This is a genomic window from Buttiauxella sp. AC038 (assembly GCF_979253565.1).
In genome coordinates this window covers 4,889,756-4,911,934 of the sequence record NZ_CEEDCQ010000001.1, presented here as the reverse complement: position 1 = coordinate 4,911,934, position 22,179 = coordinate 4,889,756, and the positions used below count along the sequence as shown (strand labels likewise).

The following is a 22,179-nucleotide window of genomic DNA, read 5'->3' as shown; positions in this document are numbered from 1 at the left end:
TCTAATCCAGTATGTTTTGATACAGCGAAATAAGCTGCTGTGAAAGTTTTTCCGGTGTCGCATCCCTGACTCGTTCACGAGCAAATATCCCCATACTTTCATCAACAAAGCGCGATGGTATTGCCATTACCGCTTCTGACAATCGTGGGATATCGAGTGCATCACAAACGTATCCATTTTGTCCGGTTGTAATAAATTCAGCACCACCACAGGTGTGCGAAGTAATAACCGGTAAACCACATGCCATTGCTTCAAGTATCACATTAGGGAATGGATCATATAGCGTTGGCAGTAATAGTCCATCAACAGCTTGATAGAAAGGCAGTGTGTTTTTCTGCATCCCCATAAACCGCACTCGGTTCTGGCACCCCAAAGATTGTGCCAGTTCTTGGTACTGTTTATCGGCTTTATCCTGTCCGACAACGACAAGATAGCGATCGGTATTCGCAATGGCTCTTATCGCACTGGCAAGCCCTTTGCGCTCAAATCCCGATCCTACAAAGACCAGCGTCACCGCATTTTGCGGGATGGTCATTTCATTACGTAACTTAGCTCTCAATTCATCATTTGCTGGAACGAAGCGGGAGGAGTCAATGGCATTATAGATGACATGTATCTTGTTAGCAGGTATAGAGAAATCTTCGATGATTTCTTGCTTCACCATTTCTGCATTGCAGATTACGGCTTTTAGCTCAGGAGCCTGGTACATAGCTCTTTCAGCTTGCATGACATAGCGGTGGTATCTGTCCATAAATAACCACTTTCCACGCCATGTCGGTAAAATTCTGGCTCGCTGCATTAACCAGCGTCGATGAACGCCATCACCAGCCCGATAAATATCACACCCTGCGATGCGCTCATGACTCTGAACAATATCGAAATTTTCACGTTGCCAAAGTTTCCTGGCCGCATCAGCAAAACCTTTTTCACGGCTGATTCGCCCAAGCTTCATTGGGTCACATATATGAATATGCCAGTTATCCTGGCGTTCGCCTTCCCACTGCCGGGTGATAACGTTGAGTTCCATGTCATGGGCACTTAATGCTTCAAGCGCACGTGAAACGAAACGCTCGGCACCTCCATCCGGGCGATATTTTTGGCGGACGATTGCCAGACGGCAGTGCTTCATAACAACTGTTTCCTTGCGGCGGCTACAACGACATTAACCGGAATGGCATCGAGATAACGTTCTTTTGTATTGGTATCAATCTTGTCTGGATCGGGAAGTTCACCGAAGTTACCAGCCCAGATAACGTCACCGACGACATCCCACGGGCTCCAGAATCTCAATTTTGACGGGCCAAATAATGCGATGCAGGGCGTTCTTAACGCAGCAGCCATATGCATTGGCACTGAATCTACGCCAATAAACAGGCGAGCATGATCAATGAGCGCGGCTAATTGTCGCAGGGTTAATTCACCTGCGAGGGAATAAATGCGTTCTGGCGGGCACAATGCGCGGATTTTCTCAATCATCGCTTTTTCATTCTTATCGGGACCGGAAGTCAAAATAAGAGTATGACCGTCATTTTGTAGCGCTGTGATAGTTTGCGCCATTTTGCTCTCATCCCAGCATTTGAAGAACCAGCGGGATGTAGGCTGCACCACGATAAATGAACCTTCCACACCTTTGCTTTGCAGCGTAGCTTGCACGGTTTGCCAGTCTTCAGGCTGGTAACTCATCGTCACACTGTGACATTCAGAGATACCAAGCGGAGCAAGGATGGATAAATTTTGTTCAACGGTATGCAGAGTCTGATGGTGGGCTACCGATGCAAGTTGAGTATGGCAATTGCGCCAGAACCACCCGCGACGTTTATTGAAATCGAAACCGATACGTGAAGGGGCGCCGGTGAAACGAGTCACAATAGCGCTACGCCACTGATCGGCAAGGTTGATGACCAAAGTGTATTTTTGCTCGCGCAGCGTTTTGAGTAACTGCCATTCTTTGCATAAATGCTGGCGAGTACCGAGTTTTCGCCACTTACGGTCAATGCCATAAATACGATGAATGAATGGATGAGCTGCCAGCATATCGCGTGTTTCTTCATACAGCAGTACATCAATTTCTGCCTGTGGCCATGCCTGGTGTAATGAGTTGATCACTGGGGTGGTGAGCAGCATGTCACCATGATGGCGCAACTTTATTAGTAGAATGCGAGCAGGTGGCTCGCTTGCGAGAGAATTCAAGGCGTTATTCATTATCATCTTTAGGTGATCAACCAGAGGGTGATTCTAATAGACCTTGAGTATGGTTGCTACATTTGTGCTCAGAAGTCAGAAATTTGAACGTAAGCGGTTTGCCCTAATCAGACAGGCTGCGTAACATGATGTAAACCTCGTGTTAGCTCAGAGACGGAAATGACTAAACCAGCATTCATCATTACTATTGATACCGAAGGCGATAATCTGTGGCAAAACCACCGGCAAATCAAAACTGAGAATGCCCGTTTTTTACCTCGTTTCCAGGCATTATGTGAGAAATATGGTTTTAAACCGGTTTGGCTGACAAATTATGAAATGGCTATCGACCCGGATTACATCGAATTTGCTAAGGATGTAATTGCTCGTGGCCAGGGTGAAGTTGGCATGCATTTACATGCATGGAATAGCCCACCTGATTATGACTTAACCGGTGATGACTGGCGCTGGCAGCCTTATCTGATTGAGTATCCTGATGAGGTCCTACGCGAGAAGGTGGTTTATATGACCACTCTATTGGAAGAAACTTTTGGCACAAAAATGATCAGCCATCGTGCCGGGCGTTGGGCATTTGATAGCCGTTACGCCAAACATTTGGTGGAATTGGGTTATAAGGTGGATTGTTCAGTGACCCCAAGGGTTAACTGGCGAAATGCTAAGGGTGCCCCAACAGGGAATGGCGGAACGGATTATCAACATTTCCCGACCCAGGCTTATTTCATGGATCTAGAAAATATTAGCCAGCCCGGTAACTCTACGCTGCTCGAAGTCCCGATGAGCATTCAATATAAGCACAGCCCGTTAATGAATAGCTTTAAACAAAGCTATGACCGGCTTCGTGGGAAATATCGTAGTCCTTCCGTTAATTGGTTGCGCCCATCGGGTGGTAACGCCGCACAAATGATAGCGGTTGCGGAAAAAACATTAGCTGAAGGCAGTGACTACGTAGAGTTTATGCTCCATTCCTCGGAGTTTATGCCGGGTGGTAGCCCTACATTTAAGAATGAAGCAGATATTGAGCAGTTATATCAGGATTTAGAGACGTTATTTTCCTGGCTTGCTGAAAGAACGGTGGGGATGACGCTGGCGGAGTATTATGACGCAAAAAAAGCCGGATAAAATCCGGCTTTTTCGTTCTATCTAGATGCTTTTTTCGGGAAGCTTAATTCCACAGATCCCAATTAGAGCGATGTAAAATAAAACAGCTTCTGAGCTTAAAAGTAAAACATCACTTAAACCGTATGCCGCTAAACAGTTCATTGTAAATAACAATGGTGTATTGCGGTCGCGGATCGCTACCCAGGATATACTCATATAGAACCACAGCAATGCTAACCCACCGAATATCCCTTGCAGTGATAATGTTTCAATCGTTTCATCATGAAGATGTACGTTGATGAATTCCATTGTTGATTTATATTGGGGGTTCTTTGAAACATATTGCTCTGAGTAATTAAATCGAGATTGCATAGATTGCCCGAATGGGGCGTTAACAAAATTTTTTAAACCAACAGTCCACATAGAGAAGCGGGCACCGAGAGAAGTGTTATCCTGGCCTTCCTGGTATAGAGTTACTTCATTATATGTTTGTTGTATTTTAGGGTGAATGTAGTTTTTGTAGAGAGCAAAACTGGCTAGTAGAGCGATAACTAATACAATTAATGTTGACTTAAAGTGAAGTTTTTTAAAGTAATAAATCGTCATCATCGCGATGATTAGCAAATGAAGAATAATTGCTGCGCGAGTGCCTGTTAAAATGACAACTGTGAATGATAAAACAATACTTAATGCGGCTATGATATAACATGAAGGTTTTTTCTGAATATATAATAGATAAATAAAAATAACACTCAGAGTTGAATAAACATATGCAGAAATCGTTGCTCTGTTAATTGCCATTTCAGCCCGGCCAATTCCGTTCCACGATTGCCAAAATGCATAGCAAGATGCAGAAACAAAAGCGATGCCAATTATGGCAAGCATAACGTTTTTATAATTTATCGCTCGAATATAGTGGCTGAATTGAGTGAGATAAAAAACTAACACGCCGCCAAGTAGTAATTTTTTTCCTGCTCCAAACTGATCGCTGTAAGTATTATAGCCATTTACATCCTTACCAAGCCATAAGAACCAGATTAATTTTACAACACCGATTAGCATTATCGGATAGGCAATGTTAAATTTGTTAAAAGAGAGATTTTTCCGCTCAATGATTATGCCAATGATACTCAAATAGACTGCAATGTAGTAAAAATCTTTTTGTCTTCCGTTACTAAGTAATGCGAATGCGACCGAAAGCGCTGCAAAAATAAAAACCGAAACGTAAATGCGAGATTTTAATTTTTCCATAATGTACTCAAAGCTTTTCTCTTATAACTGAATCGAACATGGCGGTTTAGGAAAAAACCTAATGAATGTGTCATAACGACATGTTTTTTAACAATAGATCGATGATCATTCTCTGTCAGAGAATCATAGTGTTTAAGATAGATATCTAGCCAGTGACACAATATAAGATGACGAAATTTCACTGGTAAATCATCTTCCATTTTAATTGTACAGGTGAGTAGATTTTTTATTTTATCCTGATCCAGTGAGGTAGATAAACTACCTTGCCTTTTTATATAGTAATAATGACTGTCAAACTGAAAGTAAATGTTTGTCGCTTGCGTTAACATTTTAGGGAAAATATAAAAATCCTCATAGCACGTCATAGGAGGAATTTTATTTTCTATATAAATATCACGTTTTATAAACTGACCAATCAGATGGGCTTGAAGGTCTTTATGGATAAGAAAACGGGTTATAGCTTCATTTTGAGATATTTTTTCAGGCTTTAAACCCGACCACTGGTGATTTATTTTATTAAGATCACGAATTTCATGTAAACGGGTGAGAAGCATGTCAGGTTTGACATCATGTAAAAAAGTAAAAATGGGCGTTAAAGTTTCGGCCTTTATAATATCATCGCTATCCAACATTGTGATGTATTTACCTTGTGACAAGGAAACACCATGTTGGCGAACCATCCCAATATTTTTATAATTTACTGTTGAGATAATAACTTGGGAGAATCTTTCAGCGAAAGAAGAAATTTTTTGGGCTGTGGAGTCTTCTGAACCATCGTCAATGATAATTATCTCAGATTCACTTATCGCAGGGCCTAGCGCGTTGATAAGACTATCAAATGTATCATCGATGGTTTTTTCACAATTATGTGCTGCAATAATAATGCTTAGAAAAGGGAGGGTGGCCATATACCTACTCATTAATAGCAAAAAGCAGAATTGAGTTATCTTCTAGTGTTTTCATTGATATTGTTACAGATGAAATTATTTATTCTTTCAAGATCATCATCACTCAACGCAAACATCTCTTCTCTTGAGCGATCAAAATAGTAAGGAGCTTCAAAGATATATGATTTTTCATACTCTTTATGACCAATTAACAGAACGTTGCCTAACGGACGCTGCTCTTCAATGCAGCACGGACCATAAATGAGAACAATAGGGACACCAACTGCATCTGCTATATAAACATTTCCAGAATCTGATGCAATATAGAAATCCATTTTACTAATAGCAAAAGGGACATCTTCCAAAGGTAATTCGCCAATCAGACTCACAATATCTTCTCGTTCACCTACTGCACGGTACAAGTCATCGAGCCATACTTGTTCGCTTTGAGGACCGAAAACATAGTAAATACAATTTAAGTCATCTAAAGCATCAAATACTTTTTTCCATACTGCGGCAGGAATTGTTTTTGACTTGTTTCCTGCAGATATACTCAGGCCAATTTTGATAACGTTTTGTTTATCAAGCGATATTGGGTAGGATTCCGGCTTTCGTAATGGCCGGGTTGCATGCTTAGGAGCATTACGCCAGGTCAAAGTACGATCGGCGAGCTTAAGGTAATCATCGACAGTTAATTGGTCTTTGCTATGTTCAACAGTACCAGTAGCCGTAAAGTAAAGCGGAGCTTGATACCAGCGACGCGTGTAAGTCGACAGGTACTGTTTGTTCTTCGCATTGCAGACTGACGCGAAGAAAAGATTCGTACTATTTGGATGTAACAAGTAAACATTTTCGTAGCGATTCATCAATTTGAAAGCCAGGCGAAACTTGCGCCATAGGCTCTTTTTATGTTCTTCAATCAAGAAGATGGTATCGATAGTTTCATCATGTTTAGCCAAAGGAAGAACAGTTTTACTGATCAAAACATCACTGTGCTTCAGATGGGCGAGCAAGGGCGTTACGTTGACGAAATCGCCTATTTTTGCCGTTTGAATGAGTAAGTTTCGGCCTGTTTTTTTATAAAACAGTTTTCCGATCAATTTGAACGGAAGAAAGAGGATAAAGAGGATTAGATAGCTCATTAATCGTTATTCTGTCTTTAAGTGGCTAATTTTCTGGAGTGCGGTAAATGTATCCACAGCGGTAATGTTAGCCATACTTTTTCCTGCGCCCCTGATTTCATGTTGATTTTCACCGTAGCCACCAATTAAACCCGGATCGGTTGGGCCATACAATGTGATGTTTGGCTGACCTAATGCGGCGGTCAGATGACTTAATCCGGTATCGACGGAGACAACAGCTCTGGCTCCAGCAAGTTGTTTGGCTACCTGTTCAAGGGACAGACGTGGCAACACTTCAACATTATCAAATCCTTCAGCTAAACGAATTGCCCGTTCGTGCTCGTGATTTGCACCCCACGGGAGTTTAATACGTAAGCCAGTATTGTGCATTAATTGAATAAGATCTCGCCAGTGTGATTCCGGCCAATGTTTTTCATCGCGTGTGGTGGCATGAAGGAAAATCATATATTCCCCCATATCTGACGGCGCGGTAGCCAGAAAATGCTGGGCTATTGCATAGTCACCTTGTTTTTCAGGTTTCTGATAACCAATACTTTTGGCAAATAACTCGCGCGTACGTTCCACAGCATGCTGCTGTTTCGCGATTGAATGCCGGCGATTGTAGAAGAGGCTGGCTAACGGTTCACGGGCGCTATTCCAGTCCATACCATGTTTTGTCCCACGGGCTTTACGAGTCACCAGAGCAGCGCTCTTTATTAATCCCTGGGCATCAACGATGAGATCGTAATTTTCGGCGCGTAGCGCCTGGTAGAATGCCGCTCGCTCGGCTTTCACTGCGGTTGAAAACCAGCTTTTACGCCAGCGACGAATCGCCACTGGAAGAACTTTATCGATAGCTGGATGCCAGCCAGGGATTTGCGCAAAGCCTTCCTCAACTACCCAATCGAAGCGGATACCAGGAATGGCATTCATTGCGTCAGTCAGCGCAGGCAAGGTATGTAGCACATCGCCCATTGAAGATGTTTTGACGATTAATACCCGCATTACGCTTCGTTCTCCGCTAGCAGCAGAGCTGTAAGCTCTTCCATTACTCGCTCTGGAGTAATATCAATCAAACTTTGATGGTAGCCTTCTGCGGCGTCGCCTTTACGCACTTTGTGATAGCCGCTAATAAGGCGGATAACGCGCGCCTTATGCGATAACGGTGGGGTAAAGTCTGGGCTGCTTGGGCCATACAACGCAACAAGTGGGCGATTGAGCGCTGCGGCAACGTGCATTAAACCTGAATCGTTACTCACCACAGCCTGACAAGCGGCGATGAGTATAACGGCTTGCTCAAGAGCGGTATCACCCGCAAGATTACGGCAATGCGCCTGCTGCTGTGTGGTTAATGCGGAGACAATATCATTCCCGGCTTCTTTATCTTTTGCCGAACCAAACAACACAACTTGATAGCCATCATCAATGAGTTTGCCAGCAAGGGTTGCGTAGTGATAATGCGGCCAGCGTTTCGCTGGACCAAATTCAGCACCAGGGCAGAAACCAATAATTGGGCGTTTGGCATCAAGACTAAATGCAGCAGTCGTCTGAAGCTTTTCGCTTTCATTGACTTGCAACTGAGGCCATAGCAACGGCTGGGGGAGGTCTTTAGCCGACTGCATTACCCCTTTCTCATATGCTAACGCAACGTAACGCTCGACCATTAATGGCCAGGCTTGCTTATCCAGCACGCGGGCGTCGTTGAGCAACCCATAGCGCATTTCACCTCGCCAGCCGGTACGTTGTGGGATATTGGCAAAGAAAGGAACCAGTGCAGATTTGAATGAGTTTGGCAGCACATAGGCTTGATCGTAACGTTTAGCTCGCAGGGCGTGTCCAAGACGGCGGCGTTCGCCAATCTCCAGAGCGCCATGCCCAAGTGGCATCGCCAACGCTTCGTTAACTTCTGGCATACGTGACAGCAATGGACGGCACCATGCCGGTGCCATCACATCAATGATTGCCTGGGGATAGCGCGCCTTGAGCGTGCGATAGAGACTTTGCGACATCATCATGTCGCCCACCCATGATGGGCCAATCACCAGTATTTTCATGCGTCAGGCTACCTGCTTATGCGTCACGGTTCAGCCAGGCCATATATTCTGTTACGCCTTCGGCAACAGTTTTGAATGGCTTGTCGTAACCTGCGGCACGCAGATTGGTTAAGTCGGCCTGAGTAAATGCCTGATAGCGGCCTTTGAGTTTTTCCGGGAACGGAATGTACTCAATGCTGCCTTTTTTATGGAATGCCAGGGCTGCGTCAGCAACGGCCTGGAAGGATTCCGCACGACCAGTACCACAGTTATAAATTCCGGATACGCCGTTCTGCCAGAACCACAGGTTAACCGCTGCAACGTCACCCACGTAAATGAAGTCGCGCTTAAAGCTATCGCTGCCTTCAAACAGTTTTGGATTTTCGCCGTTGTTCAACTGAGTGTTCAGATGGAACGCAACGCTTGCCATACTGCCTTTATGGCCTTCGCGTGGCCCATAGACGTTGAAGTAACGGAAGCCAGTGATCTGGGAGTTAGCTTCAGGCAGGATTTGGCGCACGTATTCGTCGAACAGGAATTTGGAGTAACCATAAACATTCAGCGGCTGCTCGAATTCACGAGACTCGATAAAATCGCTGTTGCGGCCGCCGTAAGTTGCAGCAGATGAGGCATACAGGAACGGAATTTCGCGCTCAAGGCAGTAATGCAGAACTTCTTTTGAGTACTGATAGTTATTATCCATCATGTACTTGCCATCCCACTCAGTGGTGGAAGAACAAGCACCTTCATGGAAAATTGCTTCGATATCGCCGAATTCTTCACCGGCCATAATCTGGATTAAGAAGTCTTCTTTATCCATGTAGTCGGCAATATTTAAATCTACGAGGTTGGCGAACTTAGTGCCATCCTTCAGGTTGTCGACCACCAGAATATCAGTATGGCCGATATCATTCAGTGACTTAATGATGTTGCTGCCAATAAGGCCAGCACCGCCGGTGACAATAATCATAAGCGAAAACCTTAAAAAAAGAGGGCCGTAAGGCACAATACCTCACGCGCTAATGGCTCTTATCATACCATTACATTCGTGGACCCGCCTAATATGAGGAAGTTTCTCAGCCTCGTGATTTATGCTGCAAATTTCAATTTCATTGAAGCGTAATCTCGTGTCCTGGTATAGGTTTGGGTAATATGTGCCGAAATTAGCCATGCCTGGAGAATCGCAATGCGCGGAGATTTTTACCAACAGTTAACATCCCAACTTGAAACCGCACGGGCGGAAGGGTTGTTTAAAGAAGAACGTATTATCACTTCTGCCCAACAGGCAGATATCACTGTTGCTGATGGCAGTCATGTTATTAACTTCTGCGCCAATAACTATCTTGGGCTCGCTAACCACCCGCAGCTGATCGATGCCGCAAAGCAGGGCATGGATACACACGGTTTTGGGATGGCATCTGTGCGTTTCATTTGTGGGACGCAAGACAGCCATAAAGAGCTGGAGGGCAAGCTTGCTGGCTTCCTCGGAATGGAAGATGCAATTCTTTATTCTTCCTGCTTCGATGCCAACGGCGGCCTGTTTGAAACACTGCTTGGCCCAGAAGATGCGATTATTTCTGATGCCCTGAACCACGCATCCATTATTGATGGTGTGCGTCTGTGTAAAGCACAGCGTTATCGCTATGCAAACAACGATATGCAAGAGCTTGAGGCTCGCCTGAAAGAAGCGCGTGCGGCAGGGGCTCGTCACATCATGATTGCCACCGATGGTGTCTTCTCTATGGATGGCGTGATTGCGAACCTGAACGGTGTTTGTGATTTAGCTGATGAATATGATGCGCTGGTGATGGTTGATGATTCTCACGCAGTCGGTTTTGTCGGTGAAAATGGCCGTGGCACGCATGAATATTGCGATGTGATGGATCGTGTAGACATCATTACCGGCACGTTGGGCAAAGCGCTCGGCGGCGCGTCCGGCGGCTATACTGCGGGTCGTAAAGAAGTGATCGAGTGGCTGCGTCAGCGCTCTCGCCCATACCTTTTCTCTAACTCTTTGGCCCCGGCTATCGTTTCGGCATCCATCAAAGTTCTGGAAATGCTGGAAACCGGCGCTGAGATTCGTGCTCGTCTGTGGGCTAACGCGAGTTTGTTCCGCGAGAAAATGTCCGCAGCAGGTTTTACCCTGGCGGGGGCGGATCACGCCATCATCCCTGTGATGCTAGGTGAAGCGGTTGTGGCACAGAACTTTGCGCGTGAACTGCAAAAAGAAGGCATTTATGTCACTGGGTTCTTCTTCCCGGTAGTACCAAAAGGTCAGGCGCGCATCCGTACTCAGATGTCAGCGGCTCACACGACTGAGCAAATTGAACGTGCGGTTGACGCATTTACGCGTATCGGTAAACAGTTGGGCGTTATCGCCTGAGGGAGCGGTCATGAAAGCATTAGCGAAACTGAAAGCAGAAGAAGGCATCTGGATGACGGATGCACCCACGCCTGAAATGGGTCATAACGATCTGCTGATCAAAATCCGTAAAACCGCAATCTGCGGCACCGATGTGCATATTTATAACTGGGACGAATGGTCGCAGAAAACTATTCCGGTTCCGATGGTTGTCGGTCACGAATATGTGGGTGAAGTGGTTGGCATCGGCCAAGAAGTTAAAGGCTTTAAAATTGGCGACCGTGTATCCGGTGAAGGCCATATCACTTGTGGTCACTGCCGTAACTGTCGCGCTGGCCGCACTCACTTGTGCCGTAATACCACAGGTGTTGGCGTAAACCGCCCTGGCTGTTTCGCAGAGTATCTGGTGCTGCCTGCCTTCAATGCTTTCAAAATTCCTGACAATATTTCTGACGATCTGGCATCTATCTTCGACCCGTTTGGCAATGCAGTTCACACCGCGCTGTCCTTCGATCTGGTTGGTGAAGATGTGCTGGTTTCAGGTGCTGGCCCAATCGGTATTATGGCGGCGGCTGTCGCTAAACACGTTGGTGCGCGTAATGTTGTGATCACCGATGTGAACGAATATCGTCTTGAACTGGCGCGTGAAATGGGCGTGACCCGCGCGGTAAACGTCAGCAAAGAGAGCCTGACCGACGTAATGAAAGAGTTGGGCATGACCGAAGGCTTTGATGTGGGCCTTGAGATGTCTGGTGCTCCGCCGGCATTCCGTACCATGCTCGATACCATGAACCACGGTGGTCGTATTGCGATGCTGGGTATTCCTCCGTCAGATATGTCTATCGACTGGACGAAAGTCATCTTCAAGGGCTTGTTCATCAAAGGTATTTACGGGCGCGAGATGTTCGAAACCTGGTACAAAATGGCGGCGCTGATTCAGTCTGGTCTGGATCTGTCACCAATAATCACTCACCGTTTTGGTATCGATGATTTCCAGAAAGGTTTTGATGCCATGCGTTCTGGTCAGTCTGGCAAAGTCATTCTTAGCTGGGATTAACCGCGCGGAGCAATTAAAAAAGGCCGGGAAACCGGCCTTTCTCACATCTTTACTCGCTTGCCGTCTGCTTTTCAGCATCCGTCAGATAACGTACTTTGCGTGTGTAATCCTGCCCTTTAAACAGCAATTCACTTTCCGGCGAAACCAGATATTTTTGCCATTCAGAAAGTGGGAAACCGCCATGCGCGCCCACAACTTGTTTTGGAATCACCGATGGTGTGCCGCCAATTTTCTTGGATACTGGCCAGTTCATCCAGTCACCTAAATTCACGGTTTTGATATCGAGCATATCCAGCAAAGCGGCTAGTGGCAGCTGATCTGTCGGTGGCTGGCTATCATCCATCAACTCCCAGGTATCCTGGAACAGCGTGAGCCATAACGGGCAAATTCGACGCCAGGTTTTACGCGTTGCCGCCAGGAATGCCCCGTTAACGTGATCCACAATATACGGACGCACGGTATCTTTATAATATGCCGGGACTTTATCGACTGGTGCTTTATCCAGTTTGGCGATCATTTTGCCCTGACGGAAACTGGAGTAAATGTGGTGCTCTTCAATTTTAAAACGCGGCATTTGCAGCAAGTTGAGATCTGAATCGATCATCAAAATACCGTCTGTACGAGCCTGCAACGGCGCATTCAATTTGATTAAACGGCTGAGATAAATTTGCTTGTAACGGTACCCTTCTTCGCGCTGTGGAAGCTCAAGAGTCGCGATGCGGGTTTTCGGTGGAAGTTCACCAAATTCGTGCGCTGGGCGATCGGAAACAATCACAATCTCCTCCACATCCGGGGCGAAACGAGCTGCGAATTGCGCAGAAAGTAAGCCTTCTTCGATGTAGTCCGCACCTGCGCAAGGAATGACAATCGATGTCACTGGCACTGCTGCACTTCCGGCCGCAGGTTCCTGATAAGGGATATTATGTCGCGCCGTAATATGGCGATATTTTGGGTTCAGAAATTTAAACATATTCATTCCGGGTTGGTTTTACTGCGCCAAGTACGGCTTCGACACCGGCAACATAGTGTTCGATCGCATAGTTATCAATCACGCGTTGGTGAGCAGCCTGTGTGAGGGCATCACGTAATGCGCTATCTTGCCATACTTGCTGAAGATGCGAAGCGAGCATGACGGTATCGCCATAAGGATAAAGTAGACCGGTACGTCCGGAGTCGATTAACTCTGCCGTCCCCGTCACACTCGAACCGATCACCACGGTTTTAAGCAGCATGGATTCGAGCACCACACGCGGTAACCCTTCGCTTTTCGATGCCAGAATAAAGACATCAAATGCGGCCAGATAATCCAGAGGGTTGTTACGAAAGCCGGTAAAGATAACCCGATCGGCAAATCCGTAATCAGCGGCCTGGCGCTGTAGTTTTTCGCGGTCGGCCCCTTCGCCTACCAGAACAAATTTCCATTTTGCGTCGGGATGTTGCTGATGAAAACGGTGCAAAGCTTCCAGCGTATGGTGACAGGATTTTCTTGGGATAAGCGAGCCGATACTACCAAACAAAAATGTATCGTCGCCGATGCCCAACGAGCGGCGTACCGCCTCGCCAGAAGGTAAGGGCTGGTGAATATCAATGGCGTTAGGAACAGTCGTGCAGAGAGACTTTTTCACGCCGTGGTTAAGCAGCACGCTTTCCACACCATGAGAGACGGCGATTATAGCGTCGCCTGTACGGTTGACGATTTTTGTAATCACCTGACTCATTACCGGTTCGATACGGCAGTGCTGTACTACCGCAACATTGAGCGGCTCGGCTGCCAGATACCCTTCCAGGTTAGAACCCGGCTGGTTATTCATATATAGGATTTCGTAGCCATCTTTCTGCAACCGCTCACGCAATGCCATAGCGTTAGGTTTGATACGCCATTGCTCATCAATATATGCGGTTACTTTTTTACGCCCTGACTTGCTGAAAAACAAAAATGAGCGAGCCACTTCCTTGCAGATTTTTGCCCAGCCAGGTTGCTTGCGTTGCGGAATAAAAATGACAGGAATCTGAATGCTCTTCAGCACTTTCTCAATGGTTTCACCTTCACCGCGCGCATAGTTGTAGTAAAAGCAGCACGTGATATCAAACCGTTGGCGGTCAATACGTTTGAGCAGTTCCAACATACTATTGGTACCGCCGCCCCACTCTTTACCGTTATCCAGCAAGAGAATTTTATGCCGCTGTTGCGTCATCGTAGACCGACTCCTGTAGCTTTATTCAACGCGGCATTATAAGGGCTATCAAACGTGATAACTATCCCGCGACATTTCCAACTGTGGGTGTGCTTTTTCCCCAACCCTGCCATTGATGCTGCATATATTGCATTAATTGGCTCTGGCTGATGCTTTCACTCAACACAGTAAAGAACGTAGTGGCATAGACAGGCTGCAAAGGCTGTTTCGGTTTGCACAGACTAATGCCTTTAAATGGATTACGCGGTTGCTCCGTCGGTTTGCCGGGCACTACAGGGCGAGTATTGTTTGGCTTCGAGGTATCAACCTGCGGTTCGTTCAACAAGCTGCTCGGGCGGACCAACGTAATATCTGAAGGTAAGTTGTACACCATCTGTTGCAATACGCGCACGGTTGTTGGATGCGGGTGACCGATGGCTATCGCAGAGCCATTTCGGCGCGCAAGTTCTACAGCACGGTTAAACTGGAAACGAATATCAGCTTCATTCTGAGTATCGTCCAGGAACACTTTGCGCTTGATAACTTTGACATTCGTTCCGGCGGCAGCTCGCATCGACTGGCTATTGCCTATCGTCATGCTATCGAGGAAATAGAGATTATATTGCCCCAGCGCCTGCATCACTTTCTGCATGCCAAACAGGCTGGATGTCATCGCGCTACCCATGTGGTTATTCAACCCCACGGCATAGGGAACATCATTGACGGCTTCACGGATAATTCGTTCGATTTCACCACTGCTCATATCCGGACGCAGCGTGTCTTTTTCTAGAGGCTGCTTGCTGAGCGGAGCCATCGGTAAATGGATCAGCACTTCATGCCCGGCATTGTGCGCTTTGGTTGCCATTTCGCGGGCGTGAGGAGCGTTGGGCAAAACAGCCACGGAAATATTAGAGGGCAGAGCGATAACCTGATTTTCTTGCGCGGGGCGATAACCGAAGTCATCTATAACGATTGCCAGCTTTCCAGCGTAAACAGGGGTTGCCAGCATGAGTGTGCTGACGAAAGAGAAAAACACACGACGGAATTGAAGCAAAACTTATCTTCCCAACCACGGTTGTGGATTGACTGCCTGGCCCTGGCGACGAATTTCGAAATAAAGTGACGGGCGGCCCTGACCACCACTGTTACCCACCAGAGCGATAGCCTGGCCGGCGCGAACTTGTGTTCCAACGTTAACCAACGCACTTTGGTTGTAACCGTACAAACTCATATCGCCTTTGCCGTGTTCAACTACAACAACGAGGCCGTAACCCTGCAACCAGTCGGCAAGGATCACACGCCCATCAGCGATGGCTTTAACTTCAGTGCCTTCACCTGCGGCGATAACAATACCTTTCCAACGTAGCTCACCCTGGAGTTGTTCGCCATAGCGATGCAGGATTGAACCGCGTACCGGCCAGAATGCTTGGCCGCGTGGAGCGCCGAGACCACCTGTACGCGAAATCAGTGAGCGTTCGCTTTCTGTTGGTTTGTAGGTGCTGCCTTTGCTGGTTGCTTCCTTTTGGCGAGTTTTAACTTGCTCAGCTTCACGCGCTTCTTTTTCTGCTCTTGCTTTCGCAGCGGCTTCCGCACGGGCAATCTGCCCCTGGAGACGCGACTGGTTCTGGCGCATTTCACTCAGCTTTTGCTGATCTTGCTGCAAAGAGGATTCGAGCGTCGACAGTGTTTTCTTGCGCTCGTTACGCGCGCTTTCAAGCTGAGTTTGCTGAGCTTGTTGTTCGTAAAGCAACGTTTGCTGTTCGGTTTGCTTGGATTCCAGACTCTCTTTTTGCGTCGCCACTTCCGCTTTGGTTTGCTTCAGCCCTTCAATCGTTTCCTGGCGTGCAGCATTCAGGTAACCAAAGTAAGCCTGTAAACGTTGCCCACGCTGGCTCTCTTCGCCGCTTAAAATCAGCTGAATACCGGTATGTTGGCCCTGACGGAAAGAAGCATCGAGCTGAGCGGCCAGGTTGCGTTCCTGCGAAGCCTGCTGCTTTTGCAGTTTCGCGAGTGAAGCATTCATGGTGTCGATTTGGCTGTTGAGTTCGGCAAGCGTGTTTTGCGTGTCGCGCAGCTTGCGGCTGGCTTCGGCAATGGCTTTTTCTTGTGCCTGGAGTTGGGCGAGTAATGTTGAACGTTGTTGCTGTTGCTGACGTACCGCACGTTCTTGAGTAGCAATATCCTGCTGGATAGATTTTAACTCGGCGCGATCGTCGGCATGGCTGATCATGGGGCATAACAATACGCCAGCGCTTAACACGCTGGCGTACATCACAGGCCTGACTGAAAACAATTTCGTTTTCACGGCCCATGTTATTGAAAAAATCGCCTTTCCCCTCATGGGGAGGGATTATTCCACGATGAACAGCGGCTTGCCAGTCATCTCTTGCGGGATTTCCATACCCATCAGGCTCAACATAGTCGGTGCGATATCAGAAAGCTTGCCGCCTTCTACCGCTTTCACACTACGATCGCCCACATAAATCAATGGAACAGGCAGGCTGGTATGCGCGGTGTGCGCCTGGCCAGTAGCCGGGTCAGCCATCTGCTCTGCGTTACCGTGGTCAGCGGTGATCAGCAACTGCCCACCTACGTTTTCAACGGCGGAAACAACCTGAGCAATACACTGGTCCAGCGCTTCGATAGCTGCGATAGCTGCTTCGTAAACACCGGTATGCCCGACCATATCACCATTTGGATAGTTACAAATGATGGTGTCGTATTTGCCGCTGTTGATCGCTGCCAGCAGTTTTTCGGTCAGCTCTACAGAACTCATTTCTGGTTGCAGATCGTAAGTAGCAACTTTCGGGGAGTTAATCAGAATGCGGTCTTCGCCAGCAAATGGTTCTTCAACGCCACCGTTATAGAAGAAGGTAACGTGAGCATATTTTTCAGTTTCGGAAATACGCAGCTGGGTTTTGTCATGCTTCGCCATCCACTCACCGAAGGTGTTGCTCAGTGAAGCTGGTGGGTAAGCACAAGCGGCTTTGATATCCGCTGCATATTCAGTCAGCATCACGAAATCACCGAAGTTAACCACTTTCTTACGGGCAAAACCGTCGAAGTCAGCGTTAACGAAAGTACGGGTGATTTGACGAGCACGGTCAGCACGGAAGTTCATGAAGATCAGCGCATCGCCATCGTTCATTGCTGCGTCTGCTTCGCCTTCAGCACGAATAACAGTTGGTTTAACGAATTCATCGTTCTCATCGCGAGCGTATGCGGCTTCCAGACCCGCAATAGCGGATTCTGCCTGGTATTCGCCTTGAGCCAGAGTTAGCAGGTCGTAAGCCAGTTCAACGCGATCCCAGCGGTTGTCGCGGTCCATAGCGTAGTAACGGCCAATCAGAGACGCAACGCGGCCTTTGCCCAGTGCAGCAAACTTGTCGGCAAACTTCTTCAGAGAGGATTCAGCGCTGCGTGGCGGAGTATCGCGGCCATCCAGGAATGCGTGCAGGTAGATTGCTTCAGCACCTCGTTCAGCAGCCAGCTCAATCATTGCCAGAATGTGTTCTTCGTGGCTGTGAACGCCACCGGCTGAAGCCAGACCCATGATGTGTACTGCTTTACCAGCAGCAACAGCTTTGTCTACTGCCGCACTCAGCGTAGGGTTTGCGAAGAAAGTACGTTCTTTAATTTCAACGTCCAGACGAGTCAAATCCTGGTAAACAATACGGCCTGCGCCGAGGTTTACGTGGCCAACTTCGGAGTTACCCATTTGGCCTTCTGGCAGACCGACTTCCAGGCCAGATGCGTTGATCAAAGTATGTGGACGCTGAGCCCACAGGCTATCCATAACCGGGGTTTTTGCATTCAGAATAGCGTTATCCTGCTGCTCTTCGCGGTGACCATAACCATCAAGAATCACCAGAACCATAGGTTTTTTAGTAACTGACATTGCGACAACCTCTAAGTCAAAGACAAAATTTGCGTAATTTTACTACAGGCTGCGGGGTAAATAGCCGCAGAAGATCAAAGAAAGAGGCTGGATTGTGATCGGTTTTACGTCGTTGCGGTAATTTTTTTCGTAACAGTCCGCAGAATCTACATTACCTGGCGCAGACTGGCTGTATTTGGCACAACGCAAATGTATACTCCTCACTTGGTTTTTTCATATTACTTAGTCGGGAGTTACACCCCCCATGCAAGAAATTATGCAATTCGTGAGTCGCCATCCCATACTTAGTCTGGCGTGGGTTGGCTTACTGGCCGCCGTACTTTTCATGACCTTTAAAGGTTTGACCTCTAAAGTTAAGGTCATCACCCGTGGTGAAGCAACACGCCTTATCAACAAAGAAGACGCTGTTGTCGTCGACGTCCGTTCGCGTGATGATTACCGTAAAGGTCATATCGCTAACTCATTGAATGTACTCACCACTGATATTAAAAGTGGCAACTTTGGTGAGCTGGAAAAACATAAAGCGCAGCCTGTGATCGTTGTTTGTGGTAATGGTATTTCCTCTCAGGAATCAGCAGCGTTATTGACGAAAGCTGGTTTTGAAAAGGTGACTTTGCTGAAAGAAGGTATTGCTGGCTGGAGCGGGGAAAACCTGCCATTAGTTCGCGGTAAATAATGCTACGCACACTGGGGTAAAACCATGGCGAATATTGAAATCTACACTAAAGCAACCTGTCCATTTTGCCACCGTGCAAAAGACCTGCTGCAAAGCAAAGGGGTCAAGTTTCAGGAATTAGCGATTGATGGCGATGCTGTTAAGCGTGAAGAGATGATTAAACGCAGTGGGCGAACCACAGTGCCGCAGATTTTTATTGATGCGCAGCACATTGGTGGTTGCGATGACTTGTATGCACTCGACGCTCGTGGTGGACTCGATCCTCTGCTGCGCTAGTGCAGTTCCTTTGTCGCTTACTGCCGTTTAAAGGACGTATTAATTTTTTAAGGGTTTAACAATGTCAGAACAAAACAACACAGAAATGGCTTTCCAGATTCAGCGTGTCTACACCAAGGACATCTCTTTCGAAGCACCAAATGCACCGCACGTATTCCAGAAAGACTGGCAGCCTGAAGTGAAGCTGGATCTCGATACCGCTTCAAGCCAACTGGCAGACGACGTTTATGAAGTTGTGTTGCGTGTAACCGTGACCGCAACACTGGGCGAAGACACTGCGTTCCTGTGTGAAGTTCAGCAGGCTGGTATCTTCTCCATCGGTGGGATCGAAGGTCCGCAGATGGCACATTGCCTGGGTGCGTACTGCCCGAACATTCTGTTCCCTTATGCACGTGAAGCAATCACTAGCCTGGTTTCTCGTGGCACCTTCCCGCAGCTGAACCTTGCACCGGTTAACTTCGATGCGCTGTTCATGAGCTACCTGCAGCAGCAATCTGGCGAAGGCGAAGGTGCTGAAAACCATCAGGATGCCTGATGAACAGCCTTAATGCTTCAATGACTGTGATCGGTGCCGGCTCGTACGGCACCGCTCTTGCCATCACCCTGGCGCGTAATGGTCACCACGTTGTACTGTGGGGCCATGACCCTAAACACCTTGCTGTATTGCAGGCCGATCGCTGTAATGCCGCATTTCTTCCTGACGTACCTTTCCCTGACACTCTTCACCTTGAAAGCGACTTAGCGAAAGCTTTGGCGGCCAGCCGTAATATTCTGGTAGTGGTGCCGAGCCATGTATTTGGCGAAGTGCTGCGTCAAATTAAACCGCTGATGCGTGCAGATGCTCGTATCGTCTGGGCGACTAAAGGTCTGGAGGCGGAAACCGGTCGTCTGTTGCAAGACGTGGCGCGTGAAGCGTTAGGGGATGATATTCCTCTGGCGGTGATTTCCGGCCCTACGTTTGCCAAAGAGCTGGCAGCTGGTTTACCAACGGCAATTGCTCTCGCGGCAACTGACGAAACTTTCGCTCAGGATCTCCAGCAATTGCTGCACTGCGGCAAAAGCTTCCGTGTTTACAGCAACCCGGATTTCATCGGCGTGCAGTTGGGCGGTGCGGTGAAGAACGTGATTGCGATTGGTGCGGGTATGTCTGACGGTATTGGCTTCGGTGCGAATGCTCGTACGGCTCTAATCACTCGCGGCCTTGCGGAAATGACACGTCTTGGCACTGCTTTAGGCGCTGACCCTGAAACGTTCATGGGAATGGCTGGCCTGGGCGACCTGGTATTGACGTGTACCGATAACCAATCTCGTAACCGTCGCTTCGGCATGGCGCTGGGGCAAGGTGCGGATGTGGATTCGGCGCAGCAGAAAATTGGCCAGGTGGTTGAAGGTTACCGTAATACCAAAGAAGTTCGGGAGTTGGCGGCGCGTTTTGGCGTTGAAATGCCAATAACCGAGGAAATTTATCAGGTATTGTATTGCGGAAAAAACGCGCGCGAGGCAGCATTGACTTTGCTTGGTCGTACTCGCAAGGATGAGCGGAGCGGTAGTTAATACCTTCATACTTCAAGCTGCATCTTTATTGGCTGCGAGAACTCACCCGAATCACTTACTTATGTAAGCTCATCGGGACTCGTTCTCTTGCCGCCGCGATGCAACTCGAATTATTTTGGGTATCGCTACAATTGATGGAACAACACAACCGCAATAACTGAAGCGTTCCGGTACTTTGTGCCGGGCGCTGTTTTTCTGTCTGGAGAGAGCAATGTCGTCTGAAGAACTGGATCTGGTGTGGAACAACATTAAAGCCGAAGCACGAGCGCTTGCCGATTGTGAACCAATGTTGGCCAGTTTTTACCACGCAACTCTCCTCAAGCACGAAAACCTCGGCAGCGCGCTGAGCTACATGCTCGCCAATAAGCTAGCCTCCCCGATTATGCCTGCCATTGCGATTCGTGAAGTTGTCGAAGAGGCATACGCGGCAGAACCACAAATGATTGCTTCCGCTGCCTGCGATATTCAGGCCGTGCGCACCCGTGACCCGGCAGTCGATAAATATTCCACTCCGCTGTTATACCTGAAAGGTTTTCATGCTTTGCAGTCCTACCGTATCGGCCATTGGCTGTGGAAAGAGGGACGCAGGGCTCTGGCGATATTCCTGCAAAATCAGGTTTCGGTTTCATTTCAGGTAGATATTCATCCGGCGGCGAAAATTGGCTGTGGGATCATGCTCGATCACGCAACCGGCATTGTGATCGGTGAAACCGCTATTGTTGAAAACGATGTGTCGATTTTGCAGTCTGTTACCCTGGGCGGTACGGGCAAAACCAGCGGCGACCGCCACCCGAAAATTCGTGAAGGCGTGATGATTGGTGCCGGGGCGAAAATCCTCGGCAACATTGAAATTGGGCGTGGGGCAAAAATTGGCGCAGGCTCTGTAGTGTTACAGCCAGTGCCGCCTCATACCACGGCGGCTGGCGTTCCTGCGCGAATTGTTGGCAAGCCTGAAAGCGATATGCCTGCCATTGATATGGATCAGCACTTTAACGGTGCTAACAATGGTTTCGAATACGGCGACGGAATCTAGCTTCTCAGCACGGCGCCGGGGTAACCAAGCTGGCGCCACGCTTCATACACCACCACCGATACTGCATTCGATAAATTCATGCTGCGGCTGTCCGGCATCATCGGAATACGGATTTTTTGCTCAGCAGGCAAAGCATCAAGAATCGTTGCTGGCAGGCCGCGTGTTTCCGGGCCAAACACCAAATAATCCCCATCCTGATAGCTTACTGCGCTGTGCGCAGGCGTACCCTTTGTGGTTAATGCAAAAATTCGTTGTGGGTTTTCCGCCGCTAAAAATGCGTCATAGTTGTGATGGCGATTCACGGCTGCAAACTCATGATAATCCAGACCAGCACGGCGCAGTCGCTTATCGTCCCAGCCAAAGCCTGTCGGCTCGATGATATGCAGCCGGAAGCCGGTATTGGCGCATAGACGAATAATATTCCCGGTATTGGGTGGGATTTCTGGTTCAAACAAAACGATATTTAGCATACTGCCCCCATAAGACCTGGCGCGCAGAATATCAATTTATGGCAGGAAGGAAAACAGGCCCCGAAGGACCTGTTCTTTATGGCGAAA

At 47.9% G+C, this 22,179-nt stretch carries 22 protein-coding genes; 8 read left to right on the top strand and 14 right to left on the bottom strand.

The window, feature by feature from the left end:
- Nucleotide 1 precedes the first annotated feature (1 nt).
- Together AC0IXI_RS23210 and rfaQ are read right to left on the bottom strand one after the other, a co-directional pair.
- Nucleotides 2-1,129 carry a glycosyltransferase family 4 protein gene (locus AC0IXI_RS23210; protein ID WP_134187675.1) on the bottom strand — a complete coding sequence of 376 codons (1,128 nt, stop codon included), beginning with the start codon at nucleotides 1,127-1,129 and terminating at the stop codon, nucleotides 2-4.
- Nucleotides 1,126-2,202, bottom strand: a complete 1,077-nt coding sequence (gene rfaQ / locus AC0IXI_RS23205) for a putative lipopolysaccharide heptosyltransferase III (RefSeq protein ID WP_471683172.1) — start codon at nucleotides 2,200-2,202, stop codon at nucleotides 1,126-1,128. The genes AC0IXI_RS23210 and rfaQ overlap by 4 nt, the downstream gene beginning before the upstream one ends.
- Nucleotides 2,203-2,361: 159 nt before the next feature.
- Here rfaQ and AC0IXI_RS23200 point away from each other — a divergent pair, with 159 nt between their 5' ends.
- Entirely contained in the window at nucleotides 2,362-3,321 is a 960-nt protein-coding gene (locus tag AC0IXI_RS23200; RefSeq protein ID WP_471683171.1) for a polysaccharide deacetylase family protein, read from the top strand.
- A 21-nt stretch (nucleotides 3,322-3,342) separates the two neighbouring features.
- Here AC0IXI_RS23200 and AC0IXI_RS23195 read toward each other — a convergent pair whose 3' ends face one another.
- The 6 genes from AC0IXI_RS23195 to rfaD are packed head-to-tail and all read right to left on the bottom strand — an operon-like array spanning nucleotide 3,343 to nucleotide 9,562.
- The gene (locus tag AC0IXI_RS23195) at nucleotides 3,343-4,551 is read right to left on the bottom strand and encodes an O-antigen ligase family protein (protein WP_471683170.1); all 1,209 of its coding nucleotides are present in this window, start codon (nucleotides 4,549-4,551) and stop codon (nucleotides 3,343-3,345) included.
- Nucleotides 4,539-5,459, bottom strand: coding sequence for a glycosyltransferase family 2 protein (locus AC0IXI_RS23190; protein ID WP_413499616.1), 921 nt, complete (start codon nucleotides 5,457-5,459; stop codon nucleotides 4,539-4,541). The genes AC0IXI_RS23195 and AC0IXI_RS23190 overlap by 13 nt, the downstream gene beginning before the upstream one ends.
- A gap of 35 nt (nucleotides 5,460-5,494) precedes the next feature.
- Complete coding sequence (locus AC0IXI_RS23185; RefSeq protein ID WP_471683169.1) at nucleotides 5,495-6,580, bottom strand: glycosyltransferase family 9 protein; 1,086 nt, start codon at nucleotides 6,578-6,580, stop codon at nucleotides 5,495-5,497.
- 6 nt (nucleotides 6,581-6,586) lie between these two features.
- Complete coding sequence (gene rfaC, locus AC0IXI_RS23180) at nucleotides 6,587-7,564, bottom strand: lipopolysaccharide heptosyltransferase RfaC (protein WP_134187663.1); 978 nt, start codon at nucleotides 7,562-7,564, stop codon at nucleotides 6,587-6,589.
- Entirely contained in the window at nucleotides 7,564-8,613 is a 1,050-nt protein-coding gene (gene rfaF / locus AC0IXI_RS23175; RefSeq protein ID WP_134187661.1) for an ADP-heptose--LPS heptosyltransferase RfaF, read from the bottom strand. Before rfaF ends, rfaC begins: the two co-directional genes overlap by 1 nt.
- Nucleotides 8,614-8,629: 16 nt before the next feature.
- Entirely contained in the window at nucleotides 8,630-9,562 is a 933-nt protein-coding gene (gene rfaD / locus AC0IXI_RS23170; RefSeq protein WP_064515027.1) for an ADP-glyceromanno-heptose 6-epimerase, read from the bottom strand.
- Nucleotides 9,563-9,778: 216 nt separating this feature from the next.
- Between rfaD and kbl the strand changes: the two genes are divergently transcribed.
- Nucleotides 9,779-10,975 (top strand): glycine C-acetyltransferase, encoded by a 1,197-nt coding sequence (gene kbl / locus AC0IXI_RS23165; protein ID WP_064515029.1) that lies wholly within the window; start codon nucleotides 9,779-9,781, stop codon nucleotides 10,973-10,975.
- A 10-nt stretch (nucleotides 10,976-10,985) separates the two neighbouring features.
- Nucleotides 10,986-12,011: an L-threonine 3-dehydrogenase gene (gene tdh, locus AC0IXI_RS23160; protein WP_064515031.1), complete on the top strand. Its 1,026-nt coding sequence runs from the start codon at nucleotides 10,986-10,988 to the stop codon at nucleotides 12,009-12,011.
- A gap of 49 nt (nucleotides 12,012-12,060) precedes the next feature.
- Here tdh and AC0IXI_RS23155 read toward each other — a convergent pair whose 3' ends face one another.
- The 5 genes from AC0IXI_RS23155 to gpmM form a co-directional block, all read right to left on the bottom strand.
- Nucleotides 12,061-12,981: a hypothetical protein gene (locus tag AC0IXI_RS23155; protein ID WP_134187659.1), complete on the bottom strand. Its 921-nt coding sequence runs from the start codon at nucleotides 12,979-12,981 to the stop codon at nucleotides 12,061-12,063.
- Complete coding sequence (locus AC0IXI_RS23150) at nucleotides 12,974-14,206, bottom strand: glycosyltransferase (protein WP_471683168.1); 1,233 nt, start codon at nucleotides 14,204-14,206, stop codon at nucleotides 12,974-12,976. Before AC0IXI_RS23150 ends, AC0IXI_RS23155 begins: the two co-directional genes overlap by 8 nt.
- Nucleotides 14,207-14,267: 61 nt before the next feature.
- Nucleotides 14,268-15,239 carry a divergent polysaccharide deacetylase family protein gene (locus AC0IXI_RS23145; RefSeq protein WP_413499621.1) on the bottom strand — a complete coding sequence of 324 codons (972 nt, stop codon included), beginning with the start codon at nucleotides 15,237-15,239 and terminating at the stop codon, nucleotides 14,268-14,270.
- 3 nt (nucleotides 15,240-15,242) lie between these two features.
- Complete coding sequence (gene envC, locus AC0IXI_RS23140; RefSeq protein ID WP_134187653.1) at nucleotides 15,243-16,526, bottom strand: murein hydrolase activator EnvC; 1,284 nt, start codon at nucleotides 16,524-16,526, stop codon at nucleotides 15,243-15,245.
- 9 nt (nucleotides 16,527-16,535) lie between these two features.
- Nucleotides 16,536-18,083, bottom strand: a complete 1,548-nt coding sequence (gene gpmM, locus AC0IXI_RS23135) for a 2,3-bisphosphoglycerate-independent phosphoglycerate mutase (RefSeq protein ID WP_471683167.1) — start codon at nucleotides 18,081-18,083, stop codon at nucleotides 16,536-16,538.
- Between the two features lie 244 nt (nucleotides 18,084-18,327).
- On the opposite strand from gpmM, the gene AC0IXI_RS23130 reads away from it, so the two are divergent.
- The 5 genes from AC0IXI_RS23130 (at nucleotide 18,328) to cysE (ending at nucleotide 21,622) form a co-directional block, all read left to right on the top strand.
- Nucleotides 18,328-18,759 carry a rhodanese-like domain-containing protein gene (locus tag AC0IXI_RS23130; RefSeq protein ID WP_134187649.1) on the top strand — a complete coding sequence of 144 codons (432 nt, stop codon included), beginning with the start codon at nucleotides 18,328-18,330 and terminating at the stop codon, nucleotides 18,757-18,759.
- A 24-nt stretch (nucleotides 18,760-18,783) separates the two neighbouring features.
- Entirely contained in the window at nucleotides 18,784-19,035 is a 252-nt protein-coding gene (gene grxC / locus AC0IXI_RS23125) for a glutaredoxin 3 (RefSeq protein WP_064515041.1), read from the top strand.
- 61 nt (nucleotides 19,036-19,096) lie between these two features.
- On the top strand, nucleotides 19,097-19,570 hold the full coding sequence (gene secB / locus AC0IXI_RS23120) for a protein-export chaperone SecB (RefSeq protein WP_034461441.1): 474 nt from the start codon (nucleotides 19,097-19,099) through the stop codon (nucleotides 19,568-19,570).
- Nucleotides 19,570-20,589: an NAD(P)H-dependent glycerol-3-phosphate dehydrogenase gene (gpsA, locus tag AC0IXI_RS23115; RefSeq protein WP_064515044.1), complete on the top strand. Its 1,020-nt coding sequence runs from the start codon at nucleotides 19,570-19,572 to the stop codon at nucleotides 20,587-20,589. Before secB ends, gpsA begins: the two co-directional genes overlap by 1 nt.
- A 211-nt stretch (nucleotides 20,590-20,800) precedes the next feature.
- On the top strand, nucleotides 20,801-21,622 hold the full coding sequence (gene cysE / locus AC0IXI_RS23110; protein WP_034500031.1) for a serine O-acetyltransferase: 822 nt from the start codon (nucleotides 20,801-20,803) through the stop codon (nucleotides 21,620-21,622).
- Here cysE and trmL read toward each other — a convergent pair.
- Nucleotides 21,619-22,092 (bottom strand): tRNA (uridine(34)/cytosine(34)/5-carboxymethylaminomethyluridine(34)-2'-O)-methyltransferase TrmL, encoded by a 474-nt coding sequence (trmL, locus tag AC0IXI_RS23105; protein WP_064515046.1) that lies wholly within the window; start codon nucleotides 22,090-22,092, stop codon nucleotides 21,619-21,621. The two genes, cysE and trmL, sit on opposite strands and share 4 nt — an antisense overlap.
- Nucleotides 22,093-22,179 lie beyond the last annotated feature (87 nt).

Excerpts from the sequence above, each read along its gene's own strand:
- AC0IXI_RS23130 (WP_134187649.1), top strand. The coding sequence starts at position 18,328 with ATGCAAGAAATTATGCAATTCGTGAGTCGCCATCCCATACTTAGTCTG.
- gpmM (WP_471683167.1), bottom strand. The coding sequence starts at position 18,083 with ATGTCAGTTACTAAAAAACCTATGGTTCTGGTGATTCTTGATGGTTAT.
- AC0IXI_RS23200 (WP_471683171.1), top strand. The coding sequence starts at position 2,362 with ATGACTAAACCAGCATTCATCATTACTATTGATACCGAAGGCGATAAT.
- tdh (WP_064515031.1), top strand. The coding sequence starts at position 10,986 with ATGAAAGCATTAGCGAAACTGAAAGCAGAAGAAGGCATCTGGATGACG.
- grxC (WP_064515041.1), top strand. The coding sequence starts at position 18,784 with ATGGCGAATATTGAAATCTACACTAAAGCAACCTGTCCATTTTGCCAC.
- rfaC (WP_134187663.1), bottom strand. The coding sequence starts at position 7,564 with ATGCGGGTATTAATCGTCAAAACATCTTCAATGGGCGATGTGCTACAT.
- rfaQ (WP_471683172.1), bottom strand. The coding sequence starts at position 2,202 with ATGAATAACGCCTTGAATTCTCTCGCAAGCGAGCCACCTGCTCGCATT.
- rfaD (WP_064515027.1), bottom strand. The coding sequence starts at position 9,562 with ATGATTATTGTCACCGGCGGTGCTGGCCTTATTGGCAGCAACATCATT.
- rfaF (WP_134187661.1), bottom strand. The coding sequence starts at position 8,613 with ATGAAAATACTGGTGATTGGCCCATCATGGGTGGGCGACATGATGATG.
- AC0IXI_RS23195 (WP_471683170.1), bottom strand. The coding sequence starts at position 4,551 with ATGGAAAAATTAAAATCTCGCATTTACGTTTCGGTTTTTATTTTTGCA.
- secB (WP_034461441.1), top strand. The coding sequence starts at position 19,097 with ATGTCAGAACAAAACAACACAGAAATGGCTTTCCAGATTCAGCGTGTC.
- AC0IXI_RS23210 (WP_134187675.1), bottom strand. The coding sequence starts at position 1,129 with ATGAAGCACTGCCGTCTGGCAATCGTCCGCCAAAAATATCGCCCGGAT.
- cysE (WP_034500031.1), top strand. The coding sequence starts at position 20,801 with ATGTCGTCTGAAGAACTGGATCTGGTGTGGAACAACATTAAAGCCGAA.
- AC0IXI_RS23155 (WP_134187659.1), bottom strand. The coding sequence starts at position 12,981 with ATGTTTAAATTTCTGAACCCAAAATATCGCCATATTACGGCGCGACAT.
- kbl (WP_064515029.1), top strand. The coding sequence starts at position 9,779 with ATGCGCGGAGATTTTTACCAACAGTTAACATCCCAACTTGAAACCGCA.
- gpsA (WP_064515044.1), top strand. The coding sequence starts at position 19,570 with ATGAACAGCCTTAATGCTTCAATGACTGTGATCGGTGCCGGCTCGTAC.
- AC0IXI_RS23190 (WP_413499616.1), bottom strand. The coding sequence starts at position 5,459 with ATGGCCACCCTCCCTTTTCTAAGCATTATTATTGCAGCACATAATTGT.
- AC0IXI_RS23185 (WP_471683169.1), bottom strand. The coding sequence starts at position 6,580 with ATGAGCTATCTAATCCTCTTTATCCTCTTTCTTCCGTTCAAATTGATC.
- trmL (WP_064515046.1), bottom strand. The coding sequence starts at position 22,092 with ATGCTAAATATCGTTTTGTTTGAACCAGAAATCCCACCCAATACCGGG.
- AC0IXI_RS23150 (WP_471683168.1), bottom strand. The coding sequence starts at position 14,206 with ATGACGCAACAGCGGCATAAAATTCTCTTGCTGGATAACGGTAAAGAG.
- envC (WP_134187653.1), bottom strand. The coding sequence starts at position 16,526 with ATGAGGGGAAAGGCGATTTTTTCAATAACATGGGCCGTGAAAACGAAA.